This window comes from Gammaproteobacteria bacterium, assembly GCA_040183005.1.
Classification (GTDB): domain Bacteria; phylum Pseudomonadota; class Gammaproteobacteria.
This window is the reverse complement of sequence record JAMPIW010000007.1, coordinates 1,287,628-1,306,332: the sequence shown is the minus strand read 5'-3', so window position 1 is coordinate 1,306,332 and position 18,705 is coordinate 1,287,628. Positions and strand designations below refer to the sequence as shown.

The 18,705-nt window shown below is 57.3% G+C and carries 17 protein-coding genes; 12 read left to right on the top strand and 5 right to left on the bottom strand.

The genetic code is table 11. The annotated features are described in order from the left end of the window. Positions 1 to 251: 251 nt before the first annotated feature. The gene (apbC, locus tag M3A44_12100; GenBank protein ID MEQ6342361.1) at positions 252 to 1,343 is read left to right on the top strand and encodes an iron-sulfur cluster carrier protein ApbC; all 1,092 of its coding nucleotides are present in this window, start codon (positions 252 to 254) and stop codon (positions 1,341 to 1,343) included. Positions 1,344 to 1,561: 218 nt separating this feature from the next. Beyond that, positions 1,562 to 2,128, top strand: coding sequence for a dCTP deaminase (dcd, locus tag M3A44_12095; GenBank protein MEQ6342360.1), 567 nt, complete (start codon positions 1,562 to 1,564; stop codon positions 2,126 to 2,128). Positions 2,129 to 2,143: 15 nt separating this feature from the next. Here the strand turns inward: dcd and M3A44_12090 are convergent, their stop codons facing one another. Genes M3A44_12090 through purM form a run of 3 tightly spaced genes read right to left on the bottom strand, consistent with a single transcriptional unit; the run spans position 2,144 to position 4,665 of the window. After that, positions 2,144 to 2,950, bottom strand: coding sequence for a DUF3108 domain-containing protein (locus tag M3A44_12090; protein ID MEQ6342359.1), 807 nt, complete (start codon positions 2,948 to 2,950; stop codon positions 2,144 to 2,146). Continuing rightward, positions 2,919 to 3,608: a phosphoribosylglycinamide formyltransferase gene (gene purN, locus M3A44_12085; GenBank protein ID MEQ6342358.1), complete on the bottom strand. Its 690-nt coding sequence runs from the start codon at positions 3,606 to 3,608 to the stop codon at positions 2,919 to 2,921. Before purN ends, M3A44_12090 begins: the two co-directional genes overlap by 32 nt. Continuing rightward, positions 3,601 to 4,665, bottom strand: coding sequence for a phosphoribosylformylglycinamidine cyclo-ligase (purM, locus tag M3A44_12080; protein MEQ6342357.1), 1,065 nt, complete (start codon positions 4,663 to 4,665; stop codon positions 3,601 to 3,603). Before purM ends, purN begins: the two co-directional genes overlap by 8 nt. 94 nt (positions 4,666 to 4,759) lie before the next feature. Between purM and M3A44_12075 the strand changes: the two genes are divergently transcribed. The 6 genes from M3A44_12075 (at position 4,760) to M3A44_12050 (ending at position 9,818) form a co-directional block, all read left to right on the top strand. Next, positions 4,760 to 5,887 (top strand): DUF2066 domain-containing protein, encoded by a 1,128-nt coding sequence (locus M3A44_12075; protein ID MEQ6342356.1) that lies wholly within the window; start codon positions 4,760 to 4,762, stop codon positions 5,885 to 5,887. Then, on the top strand, positions 5,884 to 6,447 hold the full coding sequence (locus M3A44_12070; GenBank protein MEQ6342355.1) for a CDP-alcohol phosphatidyltransferase family protein: 564 nt from the start codon (positions 5,884 to 5,886) through the stop codon (positions 6,445 to 6,447). Before M3A44_12075 ends, M3A44_12070 begins: the two co-directional genes overlap by 4 nt. A 38-nt stretch (positions 6,448 to 6,485) precedes the next feature. Then, positions 6,486 to 7,553: an AI-2E family transporter gene (locus M3A44_12065; protein MEQ6342354.1), complete on the top strand. Its 1,068-nt coding sequence runs from the start codon at positions 6,486 to 6,488 to the stop codon at positions 7,551 to 7,553. Position 7,554: 1 nt separating this feature from the next. Next, complete coding sequence (hda, locus tag M3A44_12060; GenBank protein MEQ6342353.1) at positions 7,555 to 8,268, top strand: DnaA regulatory inactivator Hda; 714 nt, start codon at positions 7,555 to 7,557, stop codon at positions 8,266 to 8,268. Between the two features lie 237 nt (positions 8,269 to 8,505). Next, entirely contained in the window at positions 8,506 to 9,363 is an 858-nt protein-coding gene (gene nadC, locus M3A44_12055; protein ID MEQ6342352.1) for a carboxylating nicotinate-nucleotide diphosphorylase, read from the top strand. A 95-nt stretch (positions 9,364 to 9,458) separates the two neighbouring features. Beyond that, positions 9,459 to 9,818 (top strand): hypothetical protein, encoded by a 360-nt coding sequence (locus tag M3A44_12050; protein MEQ6342351.1) that lies wholly within the window; start codon positions 9,459 to 9,461, stop codon positions 9,816 to 9,818. Positions 9,819 to 9,876: 58 nt separating this feature from the next. Here M3A44_12050 and M3A44_12045 read toward each other — a convergent pair whose 3' ends face one another. Next, the gene (locus M3A44_12045) at positions 9,877 to 10,911 is read right to left on the bottom strand and encodes a cytochrome-c peroxidase (GenBank protein MEQ6342350.1); all 1,035 of its coding nucleotides are present in this window, start codon (positions 10,909 to 10,911) and stop codon (positions 9,877 to 9,879) included. Positions 10,912 to 11,233: 322 nt separating this feature from the next. Between M3A44_12045 and M3A44_12040 the strand changes: the two genes are divergently transcribed. From M3A44_12040 to M3A44_12030, 3 genes are all read left to right on the top strand, one after another. Beyond that, positions 11,234 to 12,436 carry a c-type cytochrome gene (locus M3A44_12040; protein ID MEQ6342349.1) on the top strand — a complete coding sequence of 401 codons (1,203 nt, stop codon included), beginning with the start codon at positions 11,234 to 11,236 and terminating at the stop codon, positions 12,434 to 12,436. Between the two features lie 157 nt (positions 12,437 to 12,593). Then, complete coding sequence (locus tag M3A44_12035) at positions 12,594 to 13,460, top strand: patatin-like phospholipase family protein (protein MEQ6342348.1); 867 nt, start codon at positions 12,594 to 12,596, stop codon at positions 13,458 to 13,460. 301 nt (positions 13,461 to 13,761) lie between these two features. Then, a complete protein-coding gene (locus tag M3A44_12030) occupies positions 13,762 to 15,471 on the top strand; it encodes a proline--tRNA ligase (protein MEQ6342347.1) in 1,710 nt (569 codons plus the stop codon). Here M3A44_12030 and M3A44_12025 read toward each other — a convergent pair whose 3' ends face one another. Next, positions 15,472 to 17,685 (bottom strand): primosomal protein N', encoded by a 2,214-nt coding sequence (locus tag M3A44_12025; protein MEQ6342346.1) that lies wholly within the window; start codon positions 17,683 to 17,685, stop codon positions 15,472 to 15,474. 120 nt (positions 17,686 to 17,805) lie between these two features. On the opposite strand from M3A44_12025, the gene M3A44_12020 reads away from it, so the two are divergent. Continuing rightward, entirely contained in the window at positions 17,806 to 18,666 is an 861-nt protein-coding gene (locus M3A44_12020) for an HDOD domain-containing protein (GenBank protein ID MEQ6342345.1), read from the top strand. Positions 18,667 to 18,705: the final 39 nt, after the last annotated feature.

Here is an 18,705-nt window from a genome sequence, read left to right as displayed (position 1 = left end):
ATGTATATATCATAAAAGGCAGGCTATCTCAAGAGTTAGGCGTGTCTTTTTTGGGTTGCCATGTTTTTGACGCCCGAGAGGTAAGGTGACGGCATGAGGCCAAAGGCTGGGTGGGATTGCAATTGTGAGTTGGATACTTGGCGCCGACTACCTGTTATTATTATATTTATCGTAATTATGTATTATTTTGGATTTTGGCATTTGAATCGTTGGATTTAAGGTGTTATTCATCCATTCTCCTGAGGAAGATTATGGCAGAATTATCTAAATTACAGATAGAAGCAGCGCTCAAGGCCTTCATTGACCCTTATCTTCAACGGGACTTGGTGTCGGCAAACGCCGTGAAGCAGGTTGCGATTGATGGCGGCAAGGTAACTGTGGATGTGTTGCTGGGTTATCCGGCCAAGGGCTATCAGCAGGAGCTTGCGGCCGCGCTGAAAAAGCAGATTGAGGAAGTCGGCGGTGTGAAAAGCGCTGAGGTGCGTGTTTCCTCTAAAATTGTCACACATGCTGTGCAGCATGGCGTTAAGCCATTGAAGGGCGTGAAAAATATTATAGCCGTGGCGTCCGGCAAGGGTGGTGTTGGTAAGTCGACGACGGCGGTGAATCTTGCGCTGGCGCTGGCGGCGGAGGGCGCGGCGGTGGGGATTCTGGATGCGGATATCTATGGCCCCAGCCAGCCGCTCATGTTGGGCGTTCATGCCCGGCCGGAGTCGCGTGACGGTAAGTCCATGGAGCCGTTGATGAGTTACGGTATCCAGTCCATGTCTATAGGATACCTTGTCGACGACGAGGCGCCGATGATCTGGCGTGGCCCGATGGTTACGCAGGCGCTGGAGCAACTGCTGAGAGATACCAATTGGCGGGATTTGGATTACTTGATCGTTGATCTCCCTCCGGGTACGGGTGATACGCAACTGACCCTCACGCAAAAGATTCCGGTGAGTGGTGCGGTGATCGTCACCACGCCGCAGGACATCGCTCTAATGGATGCGCGCCGGGGGCTGAAAATGTTTGAGAAGGTGGAAGTGCCGGTGTTTGGCGTCGTCGAGAACATGAGTACGCATATTTGCAGCCACTGCGGGCACGAAGAACATATATTCGGTTCAGGTGGTGGCCAGCGAATGGCTGAGCAGTATGGGGTGGATTTCCTGGGGTCATTGCCGCTCGATATCCGCATCCGTGAAGATGCCGATGGCGGCCGTCCCACCGTGGTGGCCGATCCAGACGGGAGGATTGCGCAGATCTATCGCGACATTGCCCGGCGCGTCGCGGCCAAGCTGTCGTTGCGGGGGAAGGATTACGCCGCCAAATTTCCCAATATCGTGGTTCAGAACACGTAATCCGAAAAAAGCTATTGAACCGCAGAGTACGCAGAGGACGCAAAGAAATTCAGGGAGTTAGCGTAACAAGCGTGCCCACCTGGCGGGGGTGGTTTGGCATATTTTGTCAAGGTCTCGTTTTTCCTCTGCATTCTCTGCGCGCTCTGCGGTGAATCGCCATTTTCAGGATAATATTAGGGCGGGCGAGGAGTCTTGTCCCTACTTCGAGAGGTTGTTGAATGAGTATCAAGTCTGATAAATGGATCCGGCGCATGGTCGATAAGCACGGCATGATCGAGCCGTTCGAGCCGGGCCAGGTGCGCGAGCGCGAGGCGGGCAGGATTATTTCTTATGGCACGTCCAGCTACGGGTACGATGTCCGTTGTGCGGATGAATTCAAGATTTTCACCAATATCAATTCGGCGATTGTCGATCCCAAAAATTTCGATGCCAACAGCTTTGTCGATGTGCAGTCGGATGTGTGCATCATCCCGCCGAACTCCTTTGCCCTGGCACGCACGGTGGAATATTTCCGCATCCCGCGCAGCGTGCTGACCATCTGTCTGGGTAAGTCCACCTATGCGCGCTGCGGCATCATCGTCAATGTGACCCCGCTGGAGCCGGAATGGGAAGGGCATGTGACCCTGGAGTTTTCCAACACCACGACCCTGCCGGCCAAGATTTATGCCAATGAAGGTGTCGCCCAGATGTTGTTTCTGGAATCTGACGAGGTGTGCGAGACCTCGTACAAGGATCGTGGCGGCAAATATCAGGGGCAGACCGGGGTGACGCTGCCGAAGGCATGATGTTTTGGGCGGGGTTCAGGCCGGAGGGGTTTGCTTTTTGCTTTCAGGTTTTTGGTTCTCGAACTGCATAGATTCGATCTGCATTTTAAGCCAGCCATCTTCGTCATCGTGCTGCTCCAGAACTACGGGCAGGTAGTGAAAGTCGATAGCGCACCACACTGTGGTGTTTCTGCTGTCGCCTGTGCGCCGGATCTTTAGTGTGCGCAATGTTCCCATGGCGGTTTTGACCTGTTCTTCGCCCAGGATGACGAACCGGTAATTCTTGACTTTATCGCTATCCGCGATCAGGTATTCCAGGGTTTTTCGGCCATTTTGCAGGTCGTTCATGATGGCAAGCTGGTAGCTGAGCTTGTCCTGGATTTTTGGGCGCAGTGGCGTATGCCACGATTTGCTGCTGGTGATGTTGGTGGTGGTGTTTTTTTCCCAGTTGAAGATCTGCTTTATCCATTTGTCGCTTTTCCCGCTACGGCGGCTGAGGTATTCCAGTGGGCGAGGCTGCGCGTTTTGTCCCTCGCCTTCGTAGGTCCACTCGCTGCGTTCTACGATTTCTTGTTTTACAAATTTGGCGAGCAGTCCGGTAGCGTGGGTTACCGATTGATAAAGATACCCTCCGTCGTCGGTCTTGGTCAGGGTGCGGATGTTCTCGCCCAGCGGGATGCCTGCTTTGCTCAGGGTGTAACGGGCGGTGAAAAGGGGGAGAGGGTCGGCAAAGGCGGTGGAATAAAGGGTCATGCCCAGCAAGAAGGCTGCGAAGTAGGGCCACAGGCTAGATATCTTGCGGTTGTGTCTATCATTGCGGATCGTGCGGGTTGTTATCGGCATCGGTATAGTCCACTGGCGATGTTAGGCGTGTTCCGTCAAGTACTACTTGATTGCGCTCATGGTCGAGTTGCAGCCGTCCTTCAGCGAACCAGTGTATCGCCAAGGGATAGATGCGATGTTCCTGTTCGAGTACCCGGTGTGCAAGTGTCTTGACGTTGTCATCCGGTAATATCGGCACGCGCGTCTGAACTATGACAGGTCCGCCATCCAGTTCATTGGTGACAAAGTGGACGCTGGCGCCGTGTTCCCGCATGCCTGTCCCAAGTGCGCGGCTGTGGGTGTCGAGGCCGGGCAAGGCGGGCAGCAGAGAGGGGTGGATGTTTAGCATACGCCCAAGATAGTGCGTCACGAATCCGGGGCCGAGGATGCGCATGAAACCGGCGAGCACGACCAGTGCCGGTTCGAAGCGGTCGATCATCGTTTGCAGCGCGGTGTCAAACGCGTCCCGGCCTGGGAAGGTCTTGTGGTCAAGCACCAGTGCCGGGATGCCCGCCCGCCGGGCGCGCTCCAGGCCGAAGGCGTTGGGGTTGTTGCTAATTACGGCGCGAATCTCGACGGGCGGTGTTTTGCGGGCGGCTGCGTCGATGATCGCCTGGAGATTACTGCCGCTGCCGGAGATCAGGACAACGATGGGTAACGGAGCGCTTGCATCATGCACGGATTAAAACCTGCTCCAGGCCGTCTTGCGCTGCTTCAATCGAACCGATGCGCCACGCTGTTTCGCCCTGCGCATTGAGTATGTCCACCGTGGCGTTGGCGTCGGCCTCCGCCACGCACACGACCATGCCGATGCCGCAGTTGAAGGTACGGTACATTTCCTGCTCCGCGATATTGCCTTTTTCCTGCAGCCAATCAAAGATGGGGAGGCGTGGCCATGCAGTCTTGCCGATCACGGCCTGGGTGTTGTCGGGCATCACGCGCGGCAGGTTTTCCAGCAGTCCGCCACCGGTGATGTGGGCCAGGGCATGCACCTGGATCTGCGCAAACAGTTTGAGTAATGGCTTGACATAGATGCGCGTGGGCTCCAGAAGGGTGTCGCCCAGCGTGCGGCCATGAAAGTCCTGGGATAGATCCGCGCCGCTGACGGCGATGACTTTGCGGATCAGGGAATAGCCGTTGGAGTGCGGGCCGCTGGAGGCGATGCCGATCAATGCGTCGCCGGGCTGGACTTTGCTGCCGTCGATGATGTTTTCCTTTTCCACTACGCCGACGCTGAAGCCTGCCAGGTCATAGTCACCATGGCTGTACATGCCGGGCATTTCGGCGGTCTCTCCGCCTACCAGTGCGGCACCGGCGAGTTCGCAACCTGCGCCGATGCCCTTGATGACATCCTCCGCCTGGTCGATGCTCAGGTGGCCGGTGGCGTAATAGTCAAGGAAAAACAGTGGCTCGGCGCCCTGCACAACCAGATCATTGACGCACATCGCCACCAGGTCGATGCCGATGGTGTCGTGTTTGCCCATTTCTATCGCCAGCTTCAGCTTGGTGCCGACACCATCGGTGGTGGAGACCAGTACCGGCTTGCGATAGCGGTCGAGTGGCAGTTCAAACAGCGCACCAAAGCCGCCCAGGCCGCCGAGCACGCCGGGACGGGTGGTGCGTGCTGCAATGGGTTTGATTCTTTTTACCAGGTTGTTGCCGGCCTCAATGTCTACGCCTGCATCGCGGTAGCTCAGGCTGGTTCCATGTTGGGCAGTGTCGGATTTCGAGTTCATCTGGGTAATCGCATTATTTTATTCTATGGGGAAGGTGTATTATAACTATTATACGCGGGGTTATTTTCAGTGGCATGATTTTTTGAGGATGCGGGTGTCTAATTGTAAAACGCAGTTGCGCATCAGGGTTATTGCCCTGTTTACTCTGTTGATGAGTAGTGTTATGCCAGGTTTGTTGTCTGCCGCCGAAGTGGAAGGCCTGTATGAGGCCGAGATCCAGGTGGTGGGTCAAGGCAAGGCGGAGCAGGGCGAGGCAATACGTGCGGCGCTGGCTGAGGTGCTGATGAAGGTGACGGGACGGCGCGGAGTTGCGGCGCTTCCGACGCTGGCCCCCATGTTCAAGCGCGCCGATAAGGTGGCGCAGCAATACCGCTACCGCCCACTGACGGAGGATATGGCGCGGATCATTCCGGTGGCTCCCTCCGCAGTTCAGCCTCCCGGCAAGCCAGTGGCGGCGAAGGGGCAGGTATTATGGGTAAGTTTTGATTCTGCTACCGTGAATCAGGCATTGCGCCAGGCCGGGTTGCCGGTATGGGGGCGGGTGCGCCCGGCGACATTGATCCTGTTAGCGATGGAAGGACAGGATCAGCGCACTGTTTTGCTGGGCGATAGCCGCCCCGAGTTGCAGTCGATTATGGAAAACCGCGCGCGCCGCCGTGGCTTGCCGGTTCTCCTGCCGCAGGATGCGGAAGCAGAGGGTGGCGTGCGCTTTGCCGATGTTTGGAGTAATGCACGGGATGCCCTGCTCAAGGCCGCAGCACGCGGGCAGACCGAGGCGGTGCTGGCGGGCCGGTTAAGCCTCCGCTCGGGCACCTGGCGGGTGCGCTGGACGTTTTATCAAGGCGGCGGGGAGGCCGTCAACTGGGAGAGCGTCGCCAGTGCGCCGCAGGATGTGCTTGAGGCGGGTATCGATGGTGCGGCGGATGAGCTGGCCAAAAGGTTTGCCCAGGTGTTGAGCGATGCTGCCGCCACCAGTGTATTGATGACGGTGACAAATATCACTACGCTCGATGATTATGCACGGACCATGAATTATTTGCAGTCGCTGGCCGGTGTGACGGAGGCAGCGGTGGTGCGTGTGAAAGCAGACAGCGTAACATTCCGTGTATTGACCCGCAGCAGCGATTCGGGTCTTGCTCAAAGCATTGCTTTAGGCAGCATCCTGAGCGTCGCCAATTCTGATCCCGCTGCGTCGGAGTTGAAATACATCTTATTGCCATGAACCGTCGCGACATCCCGAACATCATCAGCATGGCGCGCATACTGCTCGTGCCGCTGGTGGTGTGGCTACTCATGCGGGAGCGCTTTGCCGAGGCGTTGCTACTGTTCGCCGTGGCGGGGGCGTCGGATGCGCTGGATGGCTATCTCGCCAAGCATTTCCATTGGACCAGCCGTCTGGGCTCCATTCTGGATCCGCTCGCCGACAAGCTGCTGCTGGTGTCGTCGTATCTGGTATTGGGTTGGCTGGGCATCATTCCGGTGTGGCTGGTGGCTGCCGTGATTGTCCGCGACGCGCTGATTCTGTTTGGCGCCATTGCCTATCACTATCTGATTGGCCATGTTGAAATGGCACCTACCCTGGTGAGCAAGATCAATACCCTCGCCCAGATTGTGCTGGTGCTTGCGCTGGTAATGTCGTTGAGCGTGATACCGTTGCCTTCGTGGGCTATCACTGGCATGATTTATTTTGTTCTGGCGACGACCGTATTGAGCGGGCTGGATTATTTTAGAACCTGGACCCTTCGTGCGATGCGCGGACGCTCGGACCGGCATTGCAGATAACATTATCATTGATAAGAAATAGAGAATAAATGCCGTCGCTGACTGATTCTCAAAAGTGGCTGACGCTATTAGGTGTCGCAGCTGTTGGCGCGCTGTTGTACCTGCTGGCGCCGGTGCTTACGCCATTTCTTGTCGCGGCCCTGCTGGCCTATGCCATGGACCCGCTTGCCGACCGCCTTGAAAAGCTGGGATTATCCCGCACCATGGCGGTCGTGCTCGTCTTGGCCGGACTGTTGGCGCTGTTGCTGCTGCTATTGCTGATCGGTCTGCCGTTGCTGGCGCATCAGATCGAGATATTGATAAGCAAGCTGCCTGGCTATGTCGACTGGCTGCAATATACTGCGTTGCCCTGGTTGCAGACGAAATTGCAGCTTCAGGAACACTCCCTGGATCTGGATACCTTGAAACAGGCCATTGCCGATCACTGGCAAACCGCCGGTGGAGTGGTGGCGGGGGCGATGGCCTCCGTCACCCGTTCCGGTTTGACGCTGCTGGGCTGGCTCGTGAATCTGCTGCTGATCCCGGTGGTGACCTTTTACCTGCTGCGTGATTGGGATGTGCTTGTGGCCCGCATCCAGGAGTTGTTGCCGCGCACCGCAGAGCCGGTTGTAACCCGTTTGGCGCGTCAATGCGATGAGATGCTGGGGGCGTTTTTGCGTGGGCAGATCATGGTTATGCTGGCGCTGGGGACGATCTATTCCATTGGTCTGTGGATGGTCGGCCTGGATGTTGCCCTGCTGATCGGCATGGCGGCGGGGCTGCTCAGTTTCGTTCCTTATCTTGGGTTTGCCATTGGCCTGCTGGCGGCGAGCATTGCCGCCCTTGTCCAGTATCAGGATCTGTTCCATCTATTGCTGGTGTTGGCGGTGTTTGGCGTGGGGCAGATGCTGGAAGGTATGGTGCTTACGCCGTTGCTGGTCGGAGACCGTATCGGCCTACACCCGGTAATGGTGATCTTTGCCGTCATGGCGGGCGGGCAGTTGTTCGGCTTTTTCGGTATCCTGCTGGCGCTGCCGTTCGCCGCCGTGGTCATGGTGTTGCTGCGCCATGCGCATGAGCGTTATATGCATAGCCGGATCTATGACGCCGGGAATGGCGGTTCTTAGGATGAAAGATGCGGTCCTTCCCGTGATGGCACAACTCCCATTAGGCATAGGCTTGCGCGATGATGCCTCGTTCGCCAATTATTTCCCTGGCGCCAACAGCGAGGCCGTCTCCGCTGTGCAGCGCAGCGCGTGTGCCGAAGGCGAGCAAATGATCTATTTGTGGGGCGCCCCTGGGGTTGGCAAGACCCACCTGTTGCAGGCCGCCTGCCATGAGGCGAACGCGCGCGGCGAGGCTGTCGCCTATGTGCCATTGGCGCAGGCCGATGAGTTCTCGCCCAGACTATTGGAGGGATTCGAGCAGCTCGCATTGGTGTGCATCGACGACATCCAGGCGGTAGCCGGGATAGCGGCATGGGAGGCGGCACTGTTTCATCTATACAACCGCATGCGCGACAGCGGCTCACATTGCATGATCGCTGGCAGCGCCGCGCCCGGCGGGTTGGGTGTGGTGTTGCCCGACCTAACCTCGCGCCTGGCATGGGGGCTGGTATTACATCTTGATGCCCTCGATGACGAGGGCATGCTCGCTGCATTGCAATTGCGTGCGCGTCAGCGGGGGCTTGAGCTGCCGGTTGACGTGGCGCAGTTTCTGTTGCGCCGCGAGCGCCGCGACATGCCCGCCCTGTTCACCTTGCTGGAGCGCCTTGACCATGCTTCCCTGGCTGCCCAGCGCAAATTGACCATACCGTTTATCAAGGGAGTTATTGGAACCTAAAAACGGCAGTTGACCGCTTCTTTGGGTGGCTAGTAATATGTTTGTGAGACTTTATCATATCCTGCGGGTTCATCTGTTTGGTGAGGCCCGCTACGGGGTGGATTGCACGATTTTCAGTGCGCATGGCGGCGTTGCAACTCCTTGGAATGGAACAACCATTCCGCGTCGTTGCGCCTTGCCCTGCACCCCGAAAACCGCACACTCTACCCCGTCCAACTGCCGTTTTTAGGTTGAAGCGTGAGCGAAAAACGCGTATTACCCAGCGACATTGATGCTTCCGTGCGCCGCGCACTCGCCGAAGATATTGGCAGCGGCGATGTCACCGCCATGCTGATCCCGGTCGATGCGGTGTGTGATGCCACCGTTATCAGCCGTGAGGATGCCGTGCTGTGCGGAACGGCGTGGTTTGACGCTGTTTTCCGGCAGATGGATAGCGCCATTCAGATCACCTGGCATGCCGTCGACGGCGATGCCGTAACTGCCAACCAGACATTGTGCACACTGCATGGCCCGGCGCGGCCGCTGTTGAGCGGGGAACGCACCGCTCTGAATTTTCTGCAAACCCTCTCCGGTACCGCGACCCAGGCGCGGCATTACGCCGATGCGGTGCAAGGCGCCAAGGTAAAAATCCTCGACACCCGTAAAACCATTCCCGGCCTGCGCGACGCGCAAAAATACGCCGTGCGTTGCGGCGGCTGCCACAATCACCGGCATGGGCTGTACGACGGCATTCTGATCAAGGAAAATCACATTCTCGCCGCAGGTTCCATCCGGGAGGCAATAGCAACGGCACGCGTCCATGCCCAAGACCGGCCGGTGGAAGTGGAAGTGGAAAATCTCGACGAGGTGCGCGAGGCTTTGGCGGCGGGTGCGGATATCCTGCTGTTGGATAATTTCGACCTGGAACAGATGCGTGCGGCGGTTGCGTTAAACGCTGGACAGGCTAAACTGGAGGCCTCTGGCGGCATCGGTCTGGACAACCTGCGCCAGATCGCCGACACTGGGGTGGATTTTATTTCGCTGGGCGCAATCACCAAGCACTTGCATGCGATTGACCTTTCCATGCGCTTTACCGAGACGTATTGGCTGGCTTGACAGGAACTACGTGTCCCAGTTGTCTGTCATAGTGAATGAAATAGGCGTTGTGCGCCTCTGGATTGATGATTAATACGATAAATTATGGAGGTTTTGTGAAAATATCTTATTTACCCGCTGCTATGGCCCTGATAACGGCGGTTTCGTTCGGACCGCTGCTGGCGGTAGGCGCGGAAAAGGCTCCCGTAGATGCGGCCCACGGCAACGTGGCGCAGGTTGCCACGCCCAGCGAAGGCAAGGTGGTCTCCACTAAGGACGCTTCTATCTATACCTACATGGAGCTGGAAGGTGCCGACGGCAAACGGTTCTGGATTGCCGCGCCGACCACCAAGGCCAAAGTGGGCGATAAGGTGCGTTTTGCCGAGAGCATGGTGATGGAGAAGTTCACCAGTAAAACGCTGAATCGCACATTCGATAGGATCATTTTTGTTTCTTCGGCTTCGGTGGTCAAATAATCCACCGGGTGGTGCATAGAAAAGGGGCGCATTCGCGCCCCTTTGTTTATACCCTGACTTATTCACTCACCACGCTGAAGTTCGGCGTGGCAGGTAATCTCGGCATTGCCTGCTTGGGGAATTCCCCGGTCAAGCTGTTGAGGAACGCGACGATGTCGCTGACCTGTTCCGCACTCAAATCCTTGTTGAGCTGGGTTTTGCCCATTACCCGCACCGCTTCGTCCAGGGTCTTGACGGCGCCGTTGTGGAAATACGGTGCGGTCAAGGCCACGTTGCGCCAGGTCGGTACGCGGAACATGTGTTTGTCGGCCGCGTTCTTGGTGACTTCAAAACGCCCTTCATCCTCGGCCAATTTGTACTTTGCCACATAGTCGTTGTTCTCCATCATGGGGAATTTCTGGTAAAACCCTTCGCCCATCGGCAATGCCGGCCCAGCGAAATTCACGCCGCTGTGACACGCAGTACACCCCACATCCTGCGCGGTTTTCATGCCGCGCTGCGCCGCCGGTGATAATGCTTTTTTATCGCCCTTCACAAAGCGATCAAACGCACTGTTGGGAGTGATGAGGGTGCGCTCGTAGGCTGCAATGGCCTTCGCTATGTTGTCATAGCTCAGGGCATTGGGGCCGCCGAACACCTTGGCGAACTGCACCTTGTAGCCAGGGATCGACGAAAGGCGGTCGACCACCGCCTTCTCGTTGGGCATGGCCATCTCGATGGGGTTCATGATCGGTCCCTTGGCCTGATCCTCCAGCGTGGCGGCCCGTCCGTCCCAGAACTGGGTGGTGAGAAACGCCGCATTCCATACGGTGGGGGCGTTGCGTCCACCCGCCTTGCCGCCCACGCCGATGGATACCGGGCGGTTGTCCGTGCCGCTGCCGCTCACGTCATGGCAGGAGTTGCAGGATAGCGTGCCGTTCACGGACAGGCGCGGATCAAAATATAACTGCTTGCCCAGCTCCACCTTGGCGGCGCTCATGGGGTTGTCCTTGGGGATGGGCGGCTGTTTGGGCAGGGCCTCAAAGGCCGATGCGTTTGGCGCTAACCCTATGGACAAGACACTGCCGATGACAAACGGTAATGCACGAATCATGATTTTCATTTTCTGCTCCTCCTGTTGATTTTACTAATGCCACTGTTATGTAAGTAAATTTTTTCCAATTTCGCCCGCCACTGCCGCTGAGTTAGACTTGATCTAAATTTAACCATGTAATTTAGACTTTGTCTAGATTTTTTTTGGCCGGATGGTGGCTCTGTGTAAAGAGTGGCTTAAAAAACACGCATGGCATTTGATATAGATCAAAAAAAGTGCACTTCGGTTTGTCTGCCGGTCGAATGGACATACAGGCTATTTGAATGCCGCGGGCATTTCTGTTAGGTTGGACTGGCTGTTTGCTCTGTTGGGAGGTAAGACCATGCGAGTATTTCAAGTTATCGTATGCCTCGTGCTGGTCGTGCTCGGCGGCTACGCAAATGCATCCGTTCACATACTACCTTCAGCGCAGGACTATCTCCTCAAGACGGATCTGGAGCTGTCCTCTGGACAGATTCTGGCCGCTGGCACCCAGTGGTATCGCGCCCCGGACATTGAACGTTTGAGGAAAGAATTGGCCGCTGGTACGTTCGCAGGAGATGCGAAAAAGGGACGGTTGATTTTATTCGGATATGGTCTCGTCAATAACACCTATACGACGATCGGTGATGGCCGGAAAGATGGCAAGCCTTCGCTCGCTGAAGGGAAAATCATCAATTGCACGTCATGTCACGGCCAAAGCGGCACCACCCCCTACGCTTGGCCATTCTTCCGTACTCTCACGCATTTCGGCCTGAAGGAACAGGGTGATCGCGGCGAATATTTCGGCGGATTGGGGTACCATCGAGACGCACGCCTGCGAGCGCGCGATTGTGGGCGTGAATGTGGCAGCATCGTCGTTATACCCACCGAGTCATTCGAAATGGATGCACTGATCGCGTGGATAACAGCAGTGCGCGATGGGGTTTACCCTGGCGAGGGTATTCTGATTCCGGCCTTTAAAACACTGAAGGACGTGGCCAAGATCCCGGGCAGCCGTATTCCGCTTTTTCCAAACATTTTGGAAATGAAAGCCGATCCAGTGGCGGGCACCGAGATATTTAAGAACAGCTGCGCCGGTTGTCACGGCGAAGACGGCCTGGGGCAATGGGAAGATGGCGTTGGCTTTGTATTTCCGCCCCTCGCGGGCAGCGCATCCTTCTCTCATGCGGGTGGACCATTCATGATTCCAGTGGGGGCGGCATTCATAAAACATCAGATGCCGCTCACCAGCCCCGGCGCGCTGACTGACCAAGAGGCCCTGAATGTAATGGCTTATGTCGCGACCCTGCCGCGTGATTCGGTATGGTGGCAGACCTATTATTTTCAGCACTCGCCCTGCAGTCGACCACCCTACCTGCCGCTTAATGTTGGCGCCATACCCAAGGGCTTTCCCTTCTCTGCCGAGCAAGCTCAGTTTGGCCCCTGGAAACCCATCGCCGACTGGCTCGCCAGCGACACTTGCAAGAACCTCAACCCATCGAGTACACCGTCTTTGGGTGAGGGATTTGAGGTCAATAAGTCTAAGAAACATCGCGTTAAATAGCATGGCCTATTGGATGCCGAATGCAGGGTTTCTGGTATTTCCACTCTGCTGCGCGAACATGAATAGATCGAATGGCCCCGGACCAATCGGCCAAGGCACCAACCGGCAGCGTGGTCTTCACACGTTCTCCTTAGTCCGCCGCCTGAGCTTCTCGTTAATGATTTGGCTTGTAGCCGCATGTGCTGCTCCGCCCGTAGTAAAGGAGGTGCCACGCGTGCCCCCACCAGTGGCGGTCAAGCCACCGCCACCACCGAAGATCGCTTTGGTGCTGGGTGGTGGAGCGGCGCGGGGATTCGCTCATATCGGTGTCATCAAGGTTCTCGAGGCGCAGGGCATCGTGCCGGATATGGTGGTCGGCACCAGCGCCGGAAGCGTGGTCGGTGCGCTATACGCCGGTGGGTATACCGGCTTTGATCTACAGAAAATCGCATTCCAGCTGGAAGAATCCAGCGTGAGCGACTATATGCTGCCGTCCCGTGGCTTCATCAAGGGTGAGCAATTACAGACGTTTATAAACAAGGCGTTGCAGAACCGGGGTATCGAGTACCTGGCTAAACCCTATGCCGCCGTGGCTACCGACTTGCAAAGCGGGGAAATGGTCGCGTTTCGGCGCGGCAATACCGGCATGGCAGTGCGCGCCTCCAGCAGCGTACCAGGCGTGTTTCAACCGGTCTCGATTGCCGGGCACGAATATGTGGACGGTGGGTTGGTCAGCCCCGTTCCCGTCAACGCGGCGCGGAGCCTCGGCGCTGATATAGTGATCGCGGTAGACATCTCCAAAAAACCAGGCGCCGCCAAGATCGAAGACACGCTGGACGTCCTGTTGCAGACCTTCACCATCATGGGGCAATCGATAAGCAGCTATGAATTAGCCGGCGCCGACATAGTGATTCGCCCCAACACGGGCATGATTGGCGCCACCGATTTCGAAAGCAAGCATCTTGCTATTCTGGAAGGAGAGAGGGCGGCGCAAGCGGCATTACCGCTGATCCGCAAGCAAATCCAGGGATGGCGTAGGAAGTGAGCCGCGTCCACAGCAAAGGCGGAGTTTGTTTTTGCACGGAAAATTACGACAGGTGTTGCGGGGGAGTCTGAACACATGCGAACAAGAGTGAGGCTTATTGATTGTATGGTAAAAGCTGGGATTGTCATCCCAGCCTACGGTACTGGCGGCCTGCCGGAGAGACTCCTACACTTTTCCCATCATAAGCACAGGAAGAGTGCGTGACCTGTCGCTTTCATAAGGTTACGTCAGCTTGTACAGGGCTGTACGTGGTGCATATACACCAGTAGAATTCCATGACTTCACTTAAGAAAGACACACCATGCGCGTATCACGATTTTTATTATCTACCGTCAAAGAAACCCCGTCCGATGCTGAGGTGATTAGCCACCAACTGATGCTGCGCGCCGGGATGATCCGCAAGCTTGCTGCCGGCCTTTATACATGGCTGCCTTTGGGGCTGCGCGTATTACGTAAGGTAGAGGCCATCGTGCGCGAGGAGATGGACCGCGCCGGGGCGCTGGAGGTGTTGATGCCCGCCGTGCAACCCGCCGAGCTGTGGCAGGAGTCCGGACGTTGGGAGCAGTATGGGCCGGAGCTGCTGCGTCTCAAGGATCGCCACGGTCGTGAATTTTGTTTTGGCCCGACGCACGAAGAGGTCATCACCGATCTGATCCGCCGCGAGATCCGCAGCTACAAGCAGCTGCCCTCCAACTTTTATCAGATTCAGACCAAGTTCCGCGATGAGACCCGCCCGCGTTTCGGCGTGATGCGTGCCCGCGAGTTCATCATGAAGGATGCCTATTCCTTCCATCTCGATCAGACTTCGCTGCAAGAGACCTATGATCTGATGCATCAAACCTATACGCGCATCTTCACGCGTCTCGGATTGGAATTCCGTCCCGTGGAGGCAGACACCGGCAGTATCGGCGGGCGCTACTCGCATGAATTCCATGTGCTGGCCGATTCGGGCGAGGACGCCATCGCATTTTGCGATAGCTGTAACTACGCCGCGAATGTAGAAATGGCCACCAGTCGCCTGCCCGCGCCCGCGCATGAAGCGCCACGTGAGAAGGAGAAAGTCTCTACACCGGGCATCCGCACTGTCGACGAACAGGCGCAGATGCTTGGCATCTCCTTTGAGCGCATCGTCAAGAGCGTGGTGGTGATCGCCGATGATAAACCGGTAGTGTTTTTTATTGGTGGAGGTGACGAACTCAACACGATAAAAGCGGCGCGTGCTCTCGGTGCGACAAATCTGCGTATGGCGGAAGTCGCCGAAGTATTTTCCGCCACCGGCGCACCGGTGGGTTTTGTTGGCCCGCTGGGACTGCCCGCCGGTTTGACTGTGATGGTGGATCAGCAGGCCGCCCAGGCCCGCAATTTCTCCAGCGGCGCGAACGAGCTGGATTACCACTGGATCAATCTCAATTGGGGCGAAGACTTGGCGCTACCGCCGGTGGCCGACCTGCGCACAGTGCGCGCGGGTGAGCAATGTCCGCGTTGCGAGGGACGGCTGGCGATCCGCCGTGGCATCGAGGTAGGCCACATTTTTCAACTGGGCGACAAGTACAGCAAGGCGCTGAACGCCACCTGTCTGGATGAACAAGGACGCAGCATCGTGATGACGATGGGTTGCTATGGCATCGGCGTGTCGCGCATCGTCGCTTCCGCCATCGAGCAGAACAACGATGACAAGGGCATCATCTGGCCCGACGCTATCGCGCCTTTCCAGGTCGCACTGTTGCCGATGAATATGCACAAATCACAGCGCATCCGTGACGCCGCTGACACCCTTTATAGTGAATTGCAGGCGGCAGGCGTCGAGGTGTTATACGACGATCGCAAGGAGCGCGCGGGCGTGATGTTCACGGATATGGAGCTGATTGGCATCCCGCACCGTTTGGTGCTTGGCGAGAGCAAGCTGGACGAAGGTGTGATTGAATATAAGGGACGGCGTGACGCAGAGAGTCAGAATATTCCTCTGATCCAGGTTGTGGAATTTATCAAGGCCAGATCAGGGCTGAAATAACTAAAACATCTCCATCGGATCCACATCCAGCGCCCAGCGTACCTTGCGCGCCAGCGGCAATTTTTCAAGGCGGGGTATCCAGGCGTCGAGCAGGCGGTGCAGATCGCTGCGGCGCGTGGCCTGTAGCAACAGGTGGGCGCGGTAACGGCCCGCGCGTTTTTCCATTGGGGCAGGCACAGGGCCCATTAATTCAATACCTTCCATCATCTGTATTTCAGCAGCGGTGCGCGCCTCGTTGAGGAATTGCTGAGGGAGCTCACGGTTGCCCGCCTCGGCGCGCAGCAGCACCAGGTTGCTGAACGGGGGCAGATGTGTCTCGCGCCGTTCTTCCAGTGCCGCTGCGGCGAAGCTGTGATAGCCCTGGGTGATGAGCAAATGCAGCAAGGGATGATCGGGGTGGTGGGTCTGGATTACCACCTGCCCCGGTTTGTCGGCGCGTCCCGCGCGCCCGGCCACCTGAACAATCAACTGCGCCATGCGCTCACTGGCGCGGAAGTCGGCACCGAACAATCCTTGATCCGCGTCCAAAATGCCGACCAATGTGACATCGGGAAAGTGGTGGCCCTTGGCGAGCATTTGTGTGCCGATCAATATTTGACTTTCGCCTGTATGCACGCTGTCCAGCAAGGCCTGTAATGCGCCTTTGCGCCGCGTGCTGTCGCGGTCAATGCGCAGCACGGGGGTGTTCGAAAAGTGGCGTTGCAGCGCCTGCTCTATGCGCTCGGTGCCGTGTCCCAATGAGCGTAGATCCGCGCTGTTGCACTTCGGGCAGTGCTTGTCTATGTGGCGTTGCGTGCCGCAGTGGTGGCATTGCAGCAGGCGCGATCCGTGATGTAATGTCAGTCGCGCGTCGCAGCGCCGGCACTCGGCAACCCAGCCGCAGTCGTGACAGAGCAGGGTGGGCGCGTAGCCGCGCCGGTTCAGGAACAGCAGCACTTGATTGTTGCCGGCAAGGTGGCGTTTGATCAGGCTGAGCAAGGGCTGGGACAGGCTGTCTTCCATGGGCTGGTGGCGCACGTCCAGCACTTCAATAGTGGGGTGCAGCGCGCTACCTGCCCGTTCCGGCAGCGTGAGCAGGTGATAACGCCCGGTGGTGACGTTATGCAGGCTTTCCAGCGCGGGGGTGGCGGAACCCAGGAGGATGGGAATCTGTGCCTGATGCGCGCGCATCACCGCCACATCGCGTGCCGAGTAACGAAAACCCTCCTGCTGTTTGAGTGACAGGTCGTGCTCTTCGTCAATAATAAATACACCGGGCCGGGCCAGTGGCGTGAACACCGCTGAACGGGTGCCGATGACGATAGGTGCCTGTCCGTCACGCGCCATCAGCCAGGCGGTCAGCCGTTCCCGGTCGGATAGCCCTGAATGCAACACCGCCAGCGGCACATTGAAACGATGCTGGAAACGCGTGACAAGCTGCGGGGTAAGTCCAATCTCCGGCACCAGCACCAGCGCCTGAAGTCCTTGAGCAAGCACCTGCTCAATGATGCGCAGATAAACCTCGGTTTTGCCGCTGCCAGTGACGCCATCCAGCAGAAATGCCTGATAACGTTGCAGCGAGCCGCACACTGCTGTGACAGCCTCGTTTTGAGCGACATTTAATGATGGTGGGGATTCGTTGGGTTTTCGATCCGGTACCGTCAGGCAGGGACTTTCCTTGCTCTCCACCCAGCCTTTTTCGATGAGCGCGCGCATCGCTCCCCGCCAATCGCCGGTTTGCTCCGCCAACTGTTCTGCGATCATCCCGTCAGGAGAGGTTTGCAGTAAACGCAACAGGGCCGCTTGTCGCGGGGCACGGGACAGGTCGCTGATTTCAACAGTCTTGCCCGCCTCAGTAAGCAGCCAGCAGCGAGTGCCCCGTATTTGCAGCGTATGCCCCGTGCGCAGCAGTCCAGGCAGTGCAGCGGAAAGCACCTCGCCCAAGGGGTGATGGTAGTAGCCGCTTGCCCACCTGGCGAGCTGCATGATGTCCGGCGGCAACACCGGCTGCTCGTCCAGCACCTCCAGCACCGCCTTGAGCCGTGCGCCTTCCACCGTGCTTTGCGAGTCCACCTCCAACAGTATGCCAATTGTTTTTGTCCTGCCGAACGGCACGCGCAGACGCACACCGGGCAGGAGCTGGGTAGTATCGCAGCCGGGTGGAGGCAGATAATCGAAATTGCGGTGTAGCGGTGAGGGGATGGCAAGGCGCAATATAGGTTGGGATTTAGGCATAGCATCATTTTAACAGTACGCCGGAAATAATGGCCTAAAGAAAAGCAAGCAACAGGACGATATGAGCATTACCCACTTTGGCTTAACCAGGACTCAACCGCTCAAAATAAGGAGATGTACATGACGACCCCCCATGAACTTGTTAAAGGTATCTCTGGCCTTGTCTCCCTTCCTGAGGTGTGTGTGCGTGTCAACGAAATGGCCGAGAACCCCCGTTACTCTGCCTCGGACATTGGTAAGGTGATCGGCCAGGATGCAGCGTTGACGGCGCGTCTGCTGAAGATCGCAAATAGCCCGTTTTACAGCCACGTGTCGCGTGTCGACACGGTGTCGCGTGCCGTTACATTAATTGGTGCGCGGGAGTTGCGTGATCTGGTTGTGGCGACATCGGCGATGCGGATGTTTTCAGGTATCCCCAGCACACTGGTCGATATGGACAGCTTCTGGCGCCATAGTATTTGCTGCGGTGTGGTGGCGAAGATGCTAGGGCCACATTGCGGCGTGCTGCATAGTGAGCGCTTGTTTGTTGCCGGCTTGTTACATGATGTTGGGTACTTGATCATGTATACCAAAATAGCGGAGTTGATGAAAGTTGCGTTGGTGCGCGCCCGTGATTCCGGCACCCCTGCCTATCTCGCCGAACGTGAGGTGATAGGCTTCGATCATGCGCAGGTGGGTGGCGAGCTGATGCGTTTGTGGCGCCTGCCGGTGAGCCTGCAAGAGGTGTTGGAGTTTCATCATGAGCCAGGCAAGGCGGAGCAATTTGGCCTGGAGACCGCTATCGTTCATATCGCCGGCGTGGTCGCAAACCAGGTGGAGCCGGACGGGGCGCGCAAGAAATCGACGGAAACCGTGGATCCTGTGGCATGGAAAATCACCGGTTTGACAGAAGAGATCATTGAATCCATCCTGCCGGAAGCCCGCGCGCGGTTTGTTGAGGCACAGTTATTGATGCTGCCGGGAATGAGAGCGGCGCATTGATTGTCGCCAAAACCTAGACCCTCGCTGTCCTTGAGGGTC